We start from the raw sequence: 14,105 nt of genomic DNA on the forward strand, positions 1-14,105 counted from the left end.
CTCAGATCCGCCCGCGCAGATGGCGCTGCCCGCCGCCGAGGGCGCGATGGCGCACGCCCGGTCGGCGGTCGTCGAACGGCTCGCCTATGACGAAGACGGCACGCTGATCCACCCGATGATGCTCGAGGAACATCGCAAGCGCATGCGCTTCATGGAGCGCTACACCGCCGAACCGGCGGCGGCGATGGACGGGCTGCGTTCGCATTTCGACGTGCTGCTGCAAGCGATTGCCGCGAGCCGCGCCGAACTGATTCGTATCCACCGCGCGGGGCTGATCGAGGACGAGGTGCTCCACGAACTCGAACGCGACCTCGATATCGAGGAAATGGCGATGATCTTCCAGCGCGGCGATTAAAAGAAGGTACGGATCGCGTCGACGACCCGGTAATCGTCATCGACGACCATCATCACGGGCCAGCGGTCGAAGGTCGTGCACGGATGCGCGATACCGAAGCAGATCCGGTCGCCGACGGCAAGCGGGCTGTCGTCGGGCAGCGCGACATAGGCGTGCTGGTCGTTCAACTTCAGCACCTGGTGCCCCGCCAGCGCTGCCGGCGCGGCCATGTTGTCGCGGTGCCATTTCAGCGGCGTCGGCAGATGCACGTCGAACGAGGCGTCGCGCTTGCCCATCGTCACGATCGCCAGCCCCGGTTCGGGCAGCGACTGGACATAGGCCCACACCTCGATCGCCGGGCGCAAGCCTTCGCCGAGTTCGCCGACCGCAGGCATACGCTGCGCAATCGCCTTCGCATATTCGCTGAACCAGCTCGAATCATGGGTGATGTAACAGCCGCTGCGCAGGACGAGCAGCGTCTCGCGCGACATGCCCAGCCGCCGGGCGAGCGAGGGCGGCAGGTCGTAATATTGTGATCCGCCCGCCGACACGATGACCGGCCCGTCGGCGAACAGCCCCTCGGCATCGCAGCCAACCGCGACCGCGGCCATATCGCCCAGCATTTTCTCGATCCGCGCAAGCGTTTCGGCGGGCTCGGCCGCTTCGAGCACCCCCTCGAACCCCTCGACGCCGCGCAGCGCGAGATGCGGGGCGGCCGCATGGACGGCGCGCGCGACCTCGATCGCCTGTTGGACGCTGCGCGCGCCGGTGCGCCCGCCGGCCTGCCCGATTTCGACGAGCAGCTGGATCGGGCGCGGACAGCCGCTTTTCGCCGCGGCGTCGTGCAGCATGGCGACCGTCGCCACCGAATCGACGAGGCAATAGAAATCGAACCCGGGATCGCGTGTCAGTTCGGACAGCACGAAGCGGATACCGGCGGGATCGACGAGCTGGTTGGCGAGCAGGATGCGCTGCACGCCGAAGCGGCGATAGACATGGAGGTGCGACACCGTCGCCGCGGTCATCCCCCACGCGCCCGCCTCGAGCTGGCGGTCGAACAATTGCGGGCTCATGCTGGTCTTGCCGTGCGGGCAGAGAACCATGCCGGTCAGCCCGGTAAAGCGCCGCATCCAGTCGACATTATGCTCGATTGCCGATTGCCGCAGCACCGCCGCCGGCAAGGGCGTGTCGCCCGCCAGCAACCGCCAGCCCTGCCCGCCGATATCGCAGAGCGGCAGCCCCGTGCCTGCCGGAATGCCCTTCGTGCAATCGTCGACAAGGCTGTCCCAAATGTCCTGCAGCGCCAGCATGGCCGCGATCAGCCCGAAAAGCCGAACGCCGGGCGCCACACCTGCTTTGCGACGCGCATCAGATTGCCGCCGAGGATGGCGCGGATGTCGTCGTCGGCATAGCCGAGCTTGCCGAGCCCGCCGACAATCTCCTCCATCGCCTCTGGCGGCACCATTTCGAGCGTCGGCCCATAGCCGAGTTCGGGCGGGAAGATCGCCGGATTGGCCAGGAATTCCTCGAGCTCGGCGGCGTCGAACACATAATCGAGCCCCAGCCCGACATGCTCGATCCCGACCACGCCGACGATATGGTCGAGGTGGTTGATCAGCGCATCGACCAGATCGATGCCGCCCTTGCCGAGGAACAGCCCGATGCCGTTGAGCCCGACGACGCCGCCCGTCGCGGCGCAGGCCTTCAGCACATGATCGCGGACGTTGCGCGGATGATCGTGGATCGCGCGCGCGTTGCTGTGCGAGAAGATCACCGGCCGCGAACTATAGTCCATCACCTCGAGCGCGGTCCGCTCGCCGGTGTGCGAGCAGCAGGCGACCATGCCGACACGCGCCATCTCGTCGAGGATGGTGCGGCCGAACGCGGTCAGTCCCTGATCCTCGTCCTGGCAGCCGCCGCCGACCGGGTTGTTGCGGTTGTAGGCGATCAGCATCCAGCGGACGCCAAGGTCGTAATAGAGCTGGACGAGGCTCGGCTGGTCGGCGATCGCGTTCATGCCTTCGATGTCGAACAGCACCGCCAGCTTGCCCTCGCGCCGCGCCCGTTCGATATCCTCGACCGAGGTCGCCAGCATATAATCGTCGCCGTTCAGCGCCAGCCAGCGGCGGAACTGCGCGACCATCCGGACATGTTCCTCGACGCCCTGATCGCCAAAGCCGATGTTGATCGTCACCGCATTGACGCCGCCTGCCCGGTAACGGGCAAGCTGCGGCAGGAAGCTCTCGTCGAGCGGACGCAGCGGCATGCAGCCGTGATTGTCCCACACCAGACTGTCGTCGAGCAGTGCCCGCGGCGTCATCAGATTCACGCTTTCCTCCCGTTCCCGGCCTCGGCTTCGCTAAAGCCCATTGACCCGACGATACACAAGTGTTTGGATATGAGTCGACAAAAAAATGCGGCCGCCGCGAGAAATGGCGAGCGAGCCCGGCCCGAGGGCGCGATGCCCGGAAAGAGGAAATGCATGAACATATTCGTTGCCGGCATGATGATGGAAACCAACGCTTTTTCGGCCATCCCCTGCACCCGCGATTCCTTCGTGAACCCGATGTATTACCGGCCCGAACGCACAGGACCCGACCCCGAGCCCGCGGCTTACGAGCAGTTCGGCTATCGCACCTTCCTGCGGCTCGCGCGCGAGCGCGGCTATACCGCCCACGCCTCGCTCCACGCCTTCGCCGAACCTGCGGCGCCGTGCCGGCAGGAGGATTATGAGGGCCTCCGCGACGAAATCCTCGCCGACCTCCGGGCCGCGATGCCGGTCGATATGGTGCTGCTGATGCTGCACGGCGCGCAGATGGCGCACGGTTATGACGATTGCGAAGGCGACGTCATCGAAAAGGTCCGCGAAATTGTCGGGCCCGACGTGTTCATCGGGGTCGAACTCGACCTGCACGGCAATGTGACGGCGCGGATGGCCGAGGCATCGAACGCGCTCGTCGCCTGCCTCCTTTACCCGCACACCGATTTCGACGAACGCGGCGAGCAGCTTTTCGACATCGGCGAGCGCTTCGTGCGCGGCGAGATCCGCACCCGCAACCATATCCGGCGCGTGCCGATGCTCGGTCTCTTCTACACGACGCTGCCGCAGATGGAGGCGGTCAACGCTGCCGTGCTCGCCGCCGAGCGGCAGGACGGGGTGCACGCCGTGTCGCTCATGCACGGCTTCCCGTGGGCCGACCATCCCGAAGTCGGCGCCGCCGTGGTCGTCGTCGCCGAGCCCGGACAGGCCGACGTGCCCGGCCTCGCGCGTGACCTCGGCCGCCGCTTCTTCGCGGCGCGCGAGGAAACGCGCAGCCTGCGCAAGCCGATCGACACGATCCTCGACGAGATCGCGGCGTCGCCCGCAGCCGGTCCGTTTGTCATCGCCGATGTCGCCGACAACGCCGGCGGCGGCGCGGGCGCCGATTCGACCTTCATCCTCCGCCGGCTGATCGAGCGCGGCGTCGAGGACGCGGCGCTCGCGATGATCTGGGATCCGGTCGCGGTCGATTTTGCGCATCAGGCGGGCGTCGGCAACCGGCTCAACCTGCGCCTCGGCGGCAAGACCGGCCCCTTCGCGGGGCTACCGGTAGATGGCGAAGCCACCGTGATCGCGCTCGCCGACGACATCGAACAGGAAGACCCGGCGGGCGGCCTGATGTTCGGCATCGGCCGCGCGGCGCTGCTGCGGATCGGCGGCGTGCAGGTGGTCGTCAACAGCGTGCGCCAGCAGGTCTATGATCCTGTTTGCCTCACCGCCCTCGGCGTCGATCTGTCGGCGGCGCGGGTTATCGTCGTCAAATCGACCCAGCATTTCTACGAACGCTTCGCCCCGCTCGCTGCCAAAATCTATTATTGCGAAACTCCCGGCTCGCTGACGCTCGACCTCGACCCTGCGCGATACAAAAGGCTGCAACGGCCGATCTGGCCGATCGACGCCGATGCGGCGCCGGATTGATCGCTGGCCAGACAGTCCGACTGAAACCGAACTTTCCTTCTCCGTCACCCCGGACTTGATCCGGGGTCCACGATTTCGGCGCTGCAATGGATCCCGGATCAAGTCCGGGATGACGAAGAGAGTCAAATTCCCCTTCCGTACCCGCCAATGGCCACCGCCCTCTTCTGCATATAGTCTCCGCCAGACACATCCAAGCTTGACAGTACAGTATTGTATGTTTCTATATCGCTATCAGATTTTCCACTGAGGATTCGTTTCCCCGCAGGAAGACAAATCGGCATCGTCAAAGCCGGAAGGGACGGGAATGAGCAAAGAGACGGTTACCCCCAACGGCCCGGAAGCCGCCAACGAAGCCCCGCACGATTCGATGACGTTGCTCGGCCGCGCGGGCGGCAGCGACACGCCCGCGATCGAAATGATGCCCGACCCCGACCTCAGACTGATGCTGCCGATGCGCGACGGGGTGCGGCTCGATACCTATGTCTGGCGCCCTGCCGGCGACGCCCCGGCGCCGGTGATCCTGTGGCGCACGCCGTACCGCGAGGAGGTGCTCGGCTGGGCGCGGCTGCGCCAGCTCCGTTACCGCGACCACGGCTATATCGTCGTCAACCAGCTCATCCGCGGCACCGGCGAGTCCGAGGGCGAATTCCGCTTCAGCTCGCCCTATGAGCGCACCGACGGCTATGACACGATCGAATGGCTCGCCGCGCAGCCATGGTGCGATGGCAATGTCGGGATGGACGGCGGCTCTTATGTCGGCCTCACCCAACTCCTCGCTGCCGCCGAACGGCCGCCGCACCTCAAATGCATCATCCCGCAGGTACCCGCGGTCAATTATTTCCGCGAACTCCCCTATTTCGGCGGCGCCTTCACCCGCCAGCACACGATCAACTGGCTGAACCTGATCTCGATCGGCTCGCTCGCCGAACTCACCGGCGGCTTCGTCTCGACGCTGCCCATCCTCGCGCAGCCCGACTGGTTCCGCCGCCTGATGATGCGCCCGGCGATCGACGCCGCCGACGACGTGCTGAAGGGCGACAAGCTCGCGCATTACCGTGAGGCGCTCGAACATCCGACCTTCGACGACTGGTGGCGGGAGCGGTCCCTCGGCGCCGAGGATTATGCCGCGATGGACCTGCCGGCTTTGTTCATCACCGGCAATTTCGACCCCAGCCTCGGCGCGATGGGTGCCTGGCACGGCGTCGCCGCCAACGCCCGCGACCGCGACGACCGCCAGCTGCTGCTCGGCCCGTGGGACCATGGCCAGGTCTATACCGGCGGTAGCAGCAGCTATGGCCCGCATGAATTCGACGCCGCGGCCGCGGCCGATCCTTTCCCGATCCGCCTCGCCTTTTACGACAAGCATCTCAAGGGCAAGGGCAACGGCCCCGACCTCGGCGGCAAGGCGAAGATCTTCATCACCGGACGCAATCGCTACGAAGTCTTCGATGCCTTCCCGCCGCGCGAAGTGCGCAGCCTGTCCTTCTTCCTCGCCAGCGACAGCGCCGCGAACGGCGAATATGGCGGCGGCACGCTCGTCACCGACGCGGATGCGATCAAGGGCGATCCCGACCGCATGCGCGCCGACCCGGCGATGCCTTTCGCCGCGCCGCTCACCGAAGCGCTCGGCCGGATCAGCAGCCTCGACGAACATGTCCGCCATATCGACACCCTGCTCTTCCGCACCGAACCGCTCGCCCAGCCGCTCGCGATCCTCGGCGAAACCGAAGTCGTGCTGCACGTCGCGACCGACACGCCCGATGCCGATATCGTCGCGCATCTCGCCGAGATCCGGCCCGACGGATCAGTGGTCGAACTTGCCTATCACGCGCTGCGCCTCCGCTACCGTGAAGGCTTCGACCGCGAGGTGCCGATGGTGCCCGGCGAGCCGGTCGAGGTGCGGCTGAAACTCACCCTCTCGGCGCACGAACTCACCGCCGGGCATCGCCTCGCGCTGCTGCTGCGCCCCGACTTCTTCCCCTTCGTCGATCCCAACCCGAACACCGGCGAACCGATCGCCACCGCGACGCGGATGCAGACCGCGACGATCACCGTCTTTCACGATGCAGCGCGGCCGTCGCGCCTCGAACTTCCCGTCCTCGAAAGCGCCCGCCCATGACCGAACAGAATGTCCGCGTGACGATCGTCAACCATGCCGCGGTCGACATCGCCGCGCCGCCCGCCGCGGTGTGGCAGACGATCCTCGACGAATATATCGAGGCGAAGAAGTTCCGCGAGATCGGCTACGCGATCGAACCGCTCGACGATCCCGCCGCCTGTCTCGGCGGCTACCGCATACGCCTCGAACAGGATGGCGCCGTCGTCGACGAGCGCCTCTGCCATGTCACCGAACGCGACGAGATCGCGCACCGGCTGAGCATGTTCGCCGATTATCTCGCGGGCGGCATGATCGTCTATGCGACCTATCATGCCGAGGCGGCTCCCGGTGGCACCCGCTACCGTCTCGATTGCCATTCGACGCTCGGCATACCGCAGCCTGCGGGCGCCGGGCGCGCCGAAATCGCCGCCGCGGTGGCGGAAATGACCGCGCAATTCGACGCCGCGCTGACCGGCTATCTCGAAAGCATCAAGGCCAAACTCGAAACGCGGGGCTGAACCGCGCCTCACGCCCAACCGGGAGACAATAGATGACCACCACACCCCGCCGCCCGGTCACCAAGACGATCGGCAGCGTCACCTTCGACGACCCCTATGACTGGCTCCAGCACGACAGCGACGAAGCGCTGGCGTGGCAGTGGGAACAGGATGCGATCGCGCAGCGCGAAGCGCGCGCCTGGCCCCATTTCGAGGCGCTCAAGGAACAGATCCGCGCCAACGACGCCGGCAATTTCATGGTCTCGCGGACACCGCCGCGCCTTCGCGGCGATCGCTGGTTCTGGATCGCGCCGCCCCCCGGCGGCGGCGGGCGCGTGGTCTGGACCTCGACCAGCCTCGCCGACGCGGGGCAGCCGGTCTTCGCCCTCGCCGACCATGTCGCGCGGGAAGACGCGGCGAGCGCGGCGGTATTGTGGTGGGAGCCGTCGCCCGACGGCGCCCGCGTCGCGGCGATCGTCTGCATCGGCGGCGACATGATGGGCGAATGGCATATCTTCGATACTGCGACCGGCAAGGCGCTGCGCGCGCCGCTGCCGGCGATCGGTTACAGCGGCGCGATCCCGGGTTGGCTCGCCGACGGCAGCGGCTTCTATCTCCACGGCCGCGACGCGCAAGGGCGCCACCGCATCGGCTTCGTCGCGCTCGACGAGGGCGTTGCCGACCGGCCCGAGGTCGTGTTCGGCGATGCCGAGGTGCCCGCCAACATGTCGGGCCTCAGTTGCAACGTCTCGCCGGGCGAACGCTGGGTTATCGCGGATTCGGGCCCGCACGAACGCACCGCCTATGTCGTCGGCGATACGACGACGGGCGAATGGCGCCCCTTCATCCCCGACGGCTATGACGGCGAACTGACCGGCGGCTGGCTCGACGCCGACACCTATGTCGCGCGCGCGCACGGCGACGACACGCCGCGCGGCTGCATCGTCGCCATTCCGGTGGCGACTTCGCAGGACCGCAGCACGTGGCGAGAGATCGCGCCGCAAGGCGCGGCGGTGATCCGCGCCGTCGGCACGATCCGCGGCAAGATCGTCGTCGCCGAACTGCTGCACGTCTCGCTGCGCCTCCGCGTCATCGATCCCGTCGACGGCAGCGAACAGCTCGTGCCGCTCGAAGACGCGGGCGCGAGCTGGATCAGTGCCTTCCACCGTTTCGACCGCACCGACGCGCTGACCTTCGACTATGCAAGCTTCACCAAGACCGCCGGCATCTATCATTACGACCTGGACAGCGGCGAGGTTAGCACCGTCGTCGCGCCCGAGGTCGAACTGGACGGGATCAAGGTCAGCCAGCATTTTGCGCGCGGCAAGGACGGCGTCCATATCCCCTATTATCTGGTCCACCGCGACGATCTGGACTTCAGCGCGCCGCGCCCGGCGCTAATCACTGCCTATGGCGGTTTCAATTCGGCCTTTGTCCCGGCCTTCCTCGCCCATTTCACGCCCTTCGTCCGCGCCGGCGGCGTGCTGATCCACGCCAACATCCGCGGCGGCGGCGAATATGGCAAGATCTGGCACGACAGCGGCCGGCTCGCGTGCAAATGGAACAGCTATCTCGATCTCTTCGCCATCGTCGAGGAAGCGATCGCCAACGGCGTCACCGCGCCCGACCGGCTGGCGATGACCGGCGCGAGCAACGGCGGCCTGCTCGCCGGGGTCGCGATCGTCCATCGCCCCGACCTGTTCCGCGTCGTCGTCCCCGACGTGCCGACCTTCGACGAGATGGAGCCGCTTCCCGACGACGCCGAATCGGCGCCGATCCGCGCGATCTTCTGGCAGGATTATGGCGATCCGCAGGATCCAGTGATGTCGAAGATCCTCTATTCCTATTCGCCCTATCACAATGTCCGCGATGGCATCGCCTATCCCGCGGTGTTCCAGGTCTTCGGCGAAAAGGATGCCGGTTGCCGTCCCTTCCACGGCCGCAAGTTCACGGCGCGGATGCTCGAAGCATCGACGTCGGGCCACCGGACGCTGCTGCGCGTGTGGAGGGACACCGGCCACGCCTCGTTCGACGCCGACACCTCGGTGACCCAGCGCGCCGAATGGCTCGGCTTCGTGATGGCCGAACTGGGGATGGCGCCGGTCTCGTCGTGACCGACGCCACGGGCCGCGCCCCAGCGCGCTCCTCAGGCAGCCTTGGGCTTGGCCCTCGCCCGCGGTTTCGGCTTTTCGAGCGTGCGAAGCGCGTCCTTCAGCCCCTCGGGCGCCGGCAGGCCGGTCACCGCGGTGCAATAATAGGGCGCCAGTTCGATACGGTCTTCGATGCTCTCGCGGATCGCGAGGGCGTAATAGCCGATCTGGTGGAAATACATCACGCGGGCGCGGACAAACGCCTCGGTCCCCTGTATCCCGTTGCGCTCGAGGAAGAGCTGGAACAAGCCGATCCACGCGTCGTCGATATCGTGAACCACCTTGGTTACGTCGCGCGACTTGCGCGCCCAGACGCGGATCGCGATGTCGAACGCCGGGAAATTCGGGTCCTCGCCCAGCCAGACCTTGAACAACTCGATCAGCCCCGTCGCCCCCTCCGCGGCGCGCTGTTCGATCGCGGCGATTTCGCGGCGATTATTGTCCTTCCAGTCCTCCAGCAGCGCGTCGAGCAATTCCTGCCGATGCTTGAAATGCCAATAGAAGCTGCCGCGCGTCACCTTCATTCGGCGCGCCAGTACATCCACCTTCACATCGTCGACGCCCGACGCGATCAGCGCCTTGCGCGCGACCGCGATCCAGTCCCCGCGGGTCAAACGACCGTTCGCCACTGCACCTGCTCCTCTGTTCATCGCGCTTCCATCGCATGGAAGTCGGTTCGCCCATGGATCGCTGTATCGATCAATTGCCTGTTTAGGAACGGCCAGTTTTACCGGCCGGCGATAATGACGAAGGCGAAATTGGCTTCGCCGGAATATATTTTTCCGTTCCGACCATACATTTCTGTATTGTCGATTTTTGGCGCAACCGCTAAGCCGGTGGGGCCCGGCGCGAGGTGGGCGAAGACGCCGCGACTCACGCTGGCGGCAAGGGAAAGAATGCGGTGGCCGACAATCTGATCATCGGATGCGGAGTCGTCGGACTGACCACGGCGCTCGAGCTTCTCGGGCGCGGCGAGCGCGTCACGCTGGTCGATTCGGCGGCGCAGGAGGGGCTGGGCACCAGCTTCGCCAATGGCGGCTTGCTGACCCCGTCGATGTCCGATCCGTGGAATGCCCCGGGCGTCCACCGCCACCTGTTCGAATATCTCGTCAGTTCGTCGGCGGCGCTCAAGATCCGCCTCGGCGCCCTGCCCTCGCTCCTTCGCTGGGGCCCGCAATTCCTGCTCAATTCGCGCGCCGCGCCGCACCGCAAGGCGACGCTCGCCAACCTCGAACTCGCAACCTATTCGCTCACGGCGATGAAGGAACTGCGCGAGCGCTTCGGCTTCGCCTTCGATGCATCGGACGGCGGCGCGCTCAAATTCTTCCGCACCGAAGCGGCATTCGACGCCGCGCTCGCCATCGCCGACCTCGTCCGCGAACATGGCATCGAAGCCCGGCCGCTCGACGGCAACGGCGCGGTCGAGGTCGAACCGTGCCTCGCCCCGGTGGGCGCCGAGATTGCCGGCGCGATCCACTATCCCGGCGACGCGTCGGGCGACGCCTATCTTTTCTGCCGCGAGGCTGCGCGAACGATCGCCGAGCTTGGCGGCATCTTTCGCTACGGCCAGACGGTGGAAGCAGTCGAGGTGCGCGGCGGCCGCGTCGCAGGCGTGCGGCTGGCAGGCGAAACGATCGCGGCCGAACGGGTCGTCGTCGCGGCCGGGGTTGCCAGCCCCGCGCTCGCCGCGAAACTCGGGCTCGATCTCGCGGTCAAGCCGGTCAAAGGCTATTCGATGACCTACACGCCGGACCCCGCGGGGCCGATGCCGCGCCTGCCGGTCATCGACGACGGCTATCACACCGCCATCACCCCGCTCGGCACCCGGCTCCGCGTCGCCGGAACTGCCGAGTTCGCGGGCCACGACCTACGGCTCGATCCGAAGCGGATCGGCAATCTCGGCCAGCTTTTCAAGGCGACCTATCCGGCGGTCGCCAGCGGCGCCGTGCTCGCGACCGGCCAGCCGTGGACAGGGCTGCGTCCGGTCGCCGCCGACGGGCGCCCCTATATCGGACCCGGCCGGGTCGCGGGGTCGTGGGTCAACGCCGGCCACGGCCATCTCGGCTGGACGCTCGCCGCCGGCTCGGCGCGCCTGCTCGCCGACCTGATGGCGGGGACGGCGCCCGAACTCGACCCGTCGCCCTATGCGCCATGCCGCTGATTTTGTCATGCCGCGGCACCGATCGACCGTGCAGGCGATCCGATCGGAAACCCGAAAAGAACAGGAAATCTAGGGCGAAGCACTTCAATTTATCCTGATTAGGATATAAGTATCGGACCGAAACAGAAGGAGCGAATATCGGTGGCAGGTGGTCGAAAGACTTTGGGTGCGGTGATGGCGGGCCTTCGCACGCGCAACGGCTGGACGCTCAAGGAAATGAGCCAGCACAGCGGCATCCCCATGTCGACCCTGTCGAAGGTCGAGCATGACCGGCTGTCGCTCACTTACGACAAGCTGCAACAGGTCAGCGAGCGGCTCAACATCAGCATGGCCGACCTGTTCGCCGAGGAGCCCGCGGCGGCGACCGTGCTCGGACGGCGCAGCGTCGGCACGCTCGAAACCGCGGTCCGCGTCGAAACGCCCAATTACGAGTATAATTATGTCTGCACCGAGCTTCGGAACAAGCGCATGGTGCCCGTCATCACGCGCATCCGCGCCAAGACGATCGAGGAATTCGGCGAACTCGTCCGCCATTCGGGCGAGGAGTTCATCTATGTCGTCGAGGGACGGCTGATCGTGCACACCGAATTTTACGATCCGATCGAACTGAACCCCGGCGAGTCGATCTATATCGATTCGGGCATGGGCCATGCCTATGTCTGCGATGCGAAATCGGGCGAAACGCTGACCATCGGCGTCATGTCGAGCGCCGACGAGGATTTGTCGGCCCTCGTCCCCAGCGCCAGCCACCGCCCCGGCAAAGCCGCTTAGGGGCGCCGAAGGGCCATAACCCGCCCCGCAAAGGCGAAAGATCGACGACGGTCGCGCCCGCGGCCTTCGCACCAACACGTCCCGACCAAATCAAGGAGCAAGATGATGACTAATATTTCCGCCCTGCCGCTGTCGATGGTTCGCCAGGCCGGCGACCTCGTCTTCATTTCGGGCCAGCTCTCGCTCGCCGACGGCAAGGTCTTCGGCGACGACATCGTTACCCAGACCGGGCGCGCGCTCGACGGGCTAGAGGGCCATCTCGCCAGCCTCGGCCTTGACCTGACCGACGTGGTCAAGACGACGATCTGGATCACGTCGAAGGAAAATTTCGCGGGCTTCAACACGACCTACGCCGCGCGTTTCAGCGCCCCCTACCCCGCACGGTCGACGGTGGTCAGCGATCTCGTGCTCGACGGCGCGCTCGTCGAGATCGAAGCGGTCGCGCAGCTTCGCCGCTGACCCGGCGCGATCGGAGGGAGTCGGAAAGCCGCCCCCTTCAGAACCGCCGCGCGATGCCGAAATAGACCTCGGCGTCGGGGCTGACCCGGTTGAGGCCGAAGTTCACCCCGACGTCGAGCTGCGTGTCGTCGCCGGCCTGCCAGCCCATCGACAGACCCGCCAGCGCCTGCGTATTGTGGCCGCCGGGATCGCGGTCGCGGTACAGCGATATTTCGGCGGCCGCCGAGAGGCTGTCGTTCAGGCCGAAACCAAGGCCGACGACGCTGCCATAACCCAGATGCCGTCCGGCGCCATCGCCGTCGACCGCCGCATCGACCTGCGGCGTGACGGCAAGCGACACGGAATCCGACAAGTCGAAGCTCATCGACACCAGCAATCCGCCGCCCCAGTCGCCGGCACCGATCGCGCTGCCGCCCGCAGGCAGGCTGGCATAGGGCATCACCGCGACCGAAAAGCCCGATCCGTCGGGATTGCGCAGATTCTGTCGCAGCGCGAGTGTGACGTCGCCTATCCCCGATGCCTTGCGGACAGTCCCTGCGGCGCGGTCGCGGGTCCGGACATGGCCATAGGCGGTCCAGCCAAGCTGCGCCTCGAGGCTTTCGGTCAGGCCGATGCGAACCAGCGCATCGCCGACTTGCACCGTGTCGGTTCGCACCGGCCCCTGCCGGTCGCGTGTCCAGTCGCCGAGCCCGAGCTCGAATATCACCTTGCCGCGGTCGACGGTGCAGGCCGGCGTGCCGAGCCCCGGACGGTCGGGGCAAAGCTCGCGCTGCCCCTCGGCGGCGGCGGGGCTTGCGATCAAGGCGATCGGCAGCAGCAAGGCCGCCGCGAACGGCAGAGTTGATCGGGTCCGGGCGGCAATCGTCATCGCCGACCCATTCCCCACATCCCGATACTTTGCAAGCGGTTGGCCGCCTTAATAGCGGCCCGACAGCAGCGCCCCGGCGCCGGGCACTTCGGTGCGCAGGCCCAGCCGCGTCAGCATCTGGTGCGCGGTACAGATCGCCGCCGATATCACCGGTTTGCCGATCGCATCCTCGATCTTCTGCACCGACGTCAGCGACGGCATCTGGACGCACGCCGACAGGACGAGCGCATCGACGCCGCTCAGGTCAAACCGTTTGTAATGGTCGAGCAGGTTCGCCGGGTCCTGCGCCGCGACCTCCAGATTGTCCGGAATTTCGAGGGCAAGCCAATCGCTTACCTCGACACCCTCGGTCTCGATATAAGATACGACCATCTGGGTCAGCGGCTTCATATAGGGCGCGACCAGCGCGATGCGCTTCGCCCCCAGCACCTTCAGCCCTTCGACCAGCGCGCCGGCGCTGGTGACGACGGGCGCGGCATGGCCGTTCTCGACCGTCCGCTGGTGCAGCCGCGCCTCCGACACGCGATGATAGCCCTCGCCCATGCTCATGATTGCGACGAGGCAGGCATAGCCGAGCACGTCGACCGCGGCGTCGGACAGTTCGAGCGCGCAGCGGTCCGAATCGGCGTCCATCGCCGCCAGTTCCTCCTTCGTCACCTTCTTCATCCGCATCCGCGACGAGTGGAAAGTGAAGCGTTCGGGGGCGATGCCCTCGCGCGCACGGAGCAGCGCCGGGATTTCGGTTTCCATCGTGACGTTCGAGCTCGGGACGATCTGCCCGATCCGGATCGGTCTTGCCATGATTCCGC

At 66.5% G+C, this 14,105-nt stretch carries 13 protein-coding genes; 8 read left to right on the forward strand and 5 right to left on the reverse strand.

Features of this window, described 5'->3' with window-relative positions; translation table 11 throughout:
• Positions 1-19: 19 nt before the first annotated feature.
• Positions 20-355 carry a hypothetical protein gene (locus AN936_RS11095; RefSeq protein WP_054588213.1) on the forward strand — a complete coding sequence of 112 codons (336 nt, stop codon included), beginning with the start codon at positions 20-22 and terminating at the stop codon, positions 353-355.
• On the opposite strand, the gene AN936_RS11100 is transcribed toward AN936_RS11095, so the two are convergent.
• Both AN936_RS11100 and AN936_RS11105 read right to left on the reverse strand, forming a co-directional pair.
• Positions 352-1,683 (reverse strand): alanine racemase, encoded by a 1,332-nt coding sequence (locus AN936_RS11100; RefSeq protein WP_201782984.1) that lies wholly within the window; start codon positions 1,681-1,683, stop codon positions 352-354. The two genes, AN936_RS11095 and AN936_RS11100, sit on opposite strands and share 4 nt — an antisense overlap.
• Complete coding sequence (locus AN936_RS11105; protein WP_054590232.1) at positions 1,653-2,654, reverse strand: dipeptidase; 1,002 nt, start codon at positions 2,652-2,654, stop codon at positions 1,653-1,655. Before AN936_RS11105 ends, AN936_RS11100 begins: the two co-directional genes overlap by 31 nt.
• Before the next feature lie 162 nt (positions 2,655-2,816).
• On the opposite strand from AN936_RS11105, the gene AN936_RS11110 reads away from it, so the two are divergent.
• From AN936_RS11110 to AN936_RS11125, 4 genes are all read left to right on the forward strand, one after another.
• On the forward strand, positions 2,817-4,292 hold the full coding sequence (locus AN936_RS11110; RefSeq protein ID WP_054588214.1) for a M81 family metallopeptidase: 1,476 nt from the start codon (positions 2,817-2,819) through the stop codon (positions 4,290-4,292).
• 304 nt (positions 4,293-4,596) lie between these two features.
• Entirely contained in the window at positions 4,597-6,411 is a 1,815-nt protein-coding gene (locus tag AN936_RS11115) for a CocE/NonD family hydrolase (RefSeq protein WP_054588215.1), read from the forward strand.
• Entirely contained in the window at positions 6,408-6,908 is a 501-nt protein-coding gene (locus tag AN936_RS11120; RefSeq protein WP_054588216.1) for a hypothetical protein, read from the forward strand. Before AN936_RS11115 ends, AN936_RS11120 begins: the two co-directional genes overlap by 4 nt.
• A gap of 32 nt (positions 6,909-6,940) precedes the next feature.
• A complete protein-coding gene (locus tag AN936_RS11125) occupies positions 6,941-9,001 on the forward strand; it encodes a prolyl oligopeptidase family serine peptidase (protein ID WP_054588217.1) in 2,061 nt (686 codons plus the stop codon).
• A gap of 32 nt (positions 9,002-9,033) precedes the next feature.
• On the opposite strand, the gene AN936_RS11130 is transcribed toward AN936_RS11125, so the two are convergent.
• Complete coding sequence (locus AN936_RS11130) at positions 9,034-9,666, reverse strand: TetR/AcrR family transcriptional regulator (protein WP_158500077.1); 633 nt, start codon at positions 9,664-9,666, stop codon at positions 9,034-9,036.
• Between the two features lie 272 nt (positions 9,667-9,938).
• Here AN936_RS11130 and AN936_RS11135 point away from each other — a divergent pair, with 272 nt between their 5' ends.
• From AN936_RS11135 to AN936_RS11145, 3 genes are all read left to right on the forward strand, one after another.
• Entirely contained in the window at positions 9,939-11,198 is a 1,260-nt protein-coding gene (locus tag AN936_RS11135) for an FAD-dependent oxidoreductase (protein WP_158500078.1), read from the forward strand.
• Positions 11,199-11,339: 141 nt separating this feature from the next.
• The gene (locus AN936_RS11140) at positions 11,340-11,969 is read left to right on the forward strand and encodes a helix-turn-helix domain-containing protein (RefSeq protein ID WP_257719801.1); all 630 of its coding nucleotides are present in this window, start codon (positions 11,340-11,342) and stop codon (positions 11,967-11,969) included.
• A gap of 105 nt (positions 11,970-12,074) precedes the next feature.
• Positions 12,075-12,428: a RidA family protein gene (locus tag AN936_RS11145; protein ID WP_054590233.1), complete on the forward strand. Its 354-nt coding sequence runs from the start codon at positions 12,075-12,077 to the stop codon at positions 12,426-12,428.
• A 37-nt stretch (positions 12,429-12,465) separates the two neighbouring features.
• Here AN936_RS11145 and AN936_RS11150 read toward each other — a convergent pair whose 3' ends face one another.
• Complete coding sequence (locus AN936_RS11150; RefSeq protein ID WP_054588221.1) at positions 12,466-13,296, reverse strand: transporter; 831 nt, start codon at positions 13,294-13,296, stop codon at positions 12,466-12,468.
• Positions 13,297-13,344: 48 nt separating this feature from the next.
• Positions 13,345-14,097 carry an Asp/Glu racemase gene (locus AN936_RS11155; RefSeq protein ID WP_269465189.1) on the reverse strand — a complete coding sequence of 251 codons (753 nt, stop codon included), beginning with the start codon at positions 14,095-14,097 and terminating at the stop codon, positions 13,345-13,347.
• Between the last annotated feature and the right edge of the window lie 8 nt (positions 14,098-14,105).

Origin of the sequence: Sphingopyxis macrogoltabida (genome assembly GCF_001307295.1) — a bacterium.
Lineage (GTDB): Bacteria > Pseudomonadota > Alphaproteobacteria > Sphingomonadales > Sphingomonadaceae > Sphingopyxis > Sphingopyxis macrogoltabida_B.

Excerpts from the sequence above, each read along its gene's own strand:
- AN936_RS11115 (WP_054588215.1), top strand. The coding sequence starts at position 4,597 with ATGAGCAAAGAGACGGTTACCCCCAACGGCCCGGAAGCCGCCAACGAA.
- AN936_RS11095 (WP_054588213.1), top strand. The coding sequence starts at position 20 with ATGGCGCTGCCCGCCGCCGAGGGCGCGATGGCGCACGCCCGGTCGGCG.
- AN936_RS11125 (WP_054588217.1), top strand. The coding sequence starts at position 6,941 with ATGACCACCACACCCCGCCGCCCGGTCACCAAGACGATCGGCAGCGTC.
- AN936_RS11120 (WP_054588216.1), top strand. The coding sequence starts at position 6,408 with ATGACCGAACAGAATGTCCGCGTGACGATCGTCAACCATGCCGCGGTC.
- AN936_RS11110 (WP_054588214.1), top strand. The coding sequence starts at position 2,817 with ATGAACATATTCGTTGCCGGCATGATGATGGAAACCAACGCTTTTTCG.
- AN936_RS11150 (WP_054588221.1), bottom strand. The coding sequence starts at position 13,296 with ATGACGATTGCCGCCCGGACCCGATCAACTCTGCCGTTCGCGGCGGCC.
- AN936_RS11105 (WP_054590232.1), bottom strand. The coding sequence starts at position 2,654 with ATGACGCCGCGGGCACTGCTCGACGACAGTCTGGTGTGGGACAATCAC.
- AN936_RS11155 (WP_269465189.1), bottom strand. The coding sequence starts at position 14,097 with ATGGCAAGACCGATCCGGATCGGGCAGATCGTCCCGAGCTCGAACGTC.
- AN936_RS11145 (WP_054590233.1), top strand. The coding sequence starts at position 12,075 with ATGACTAATATTTCCGCCCTGCCGCTGTCGATGGTTCGCCAGGCCGGC.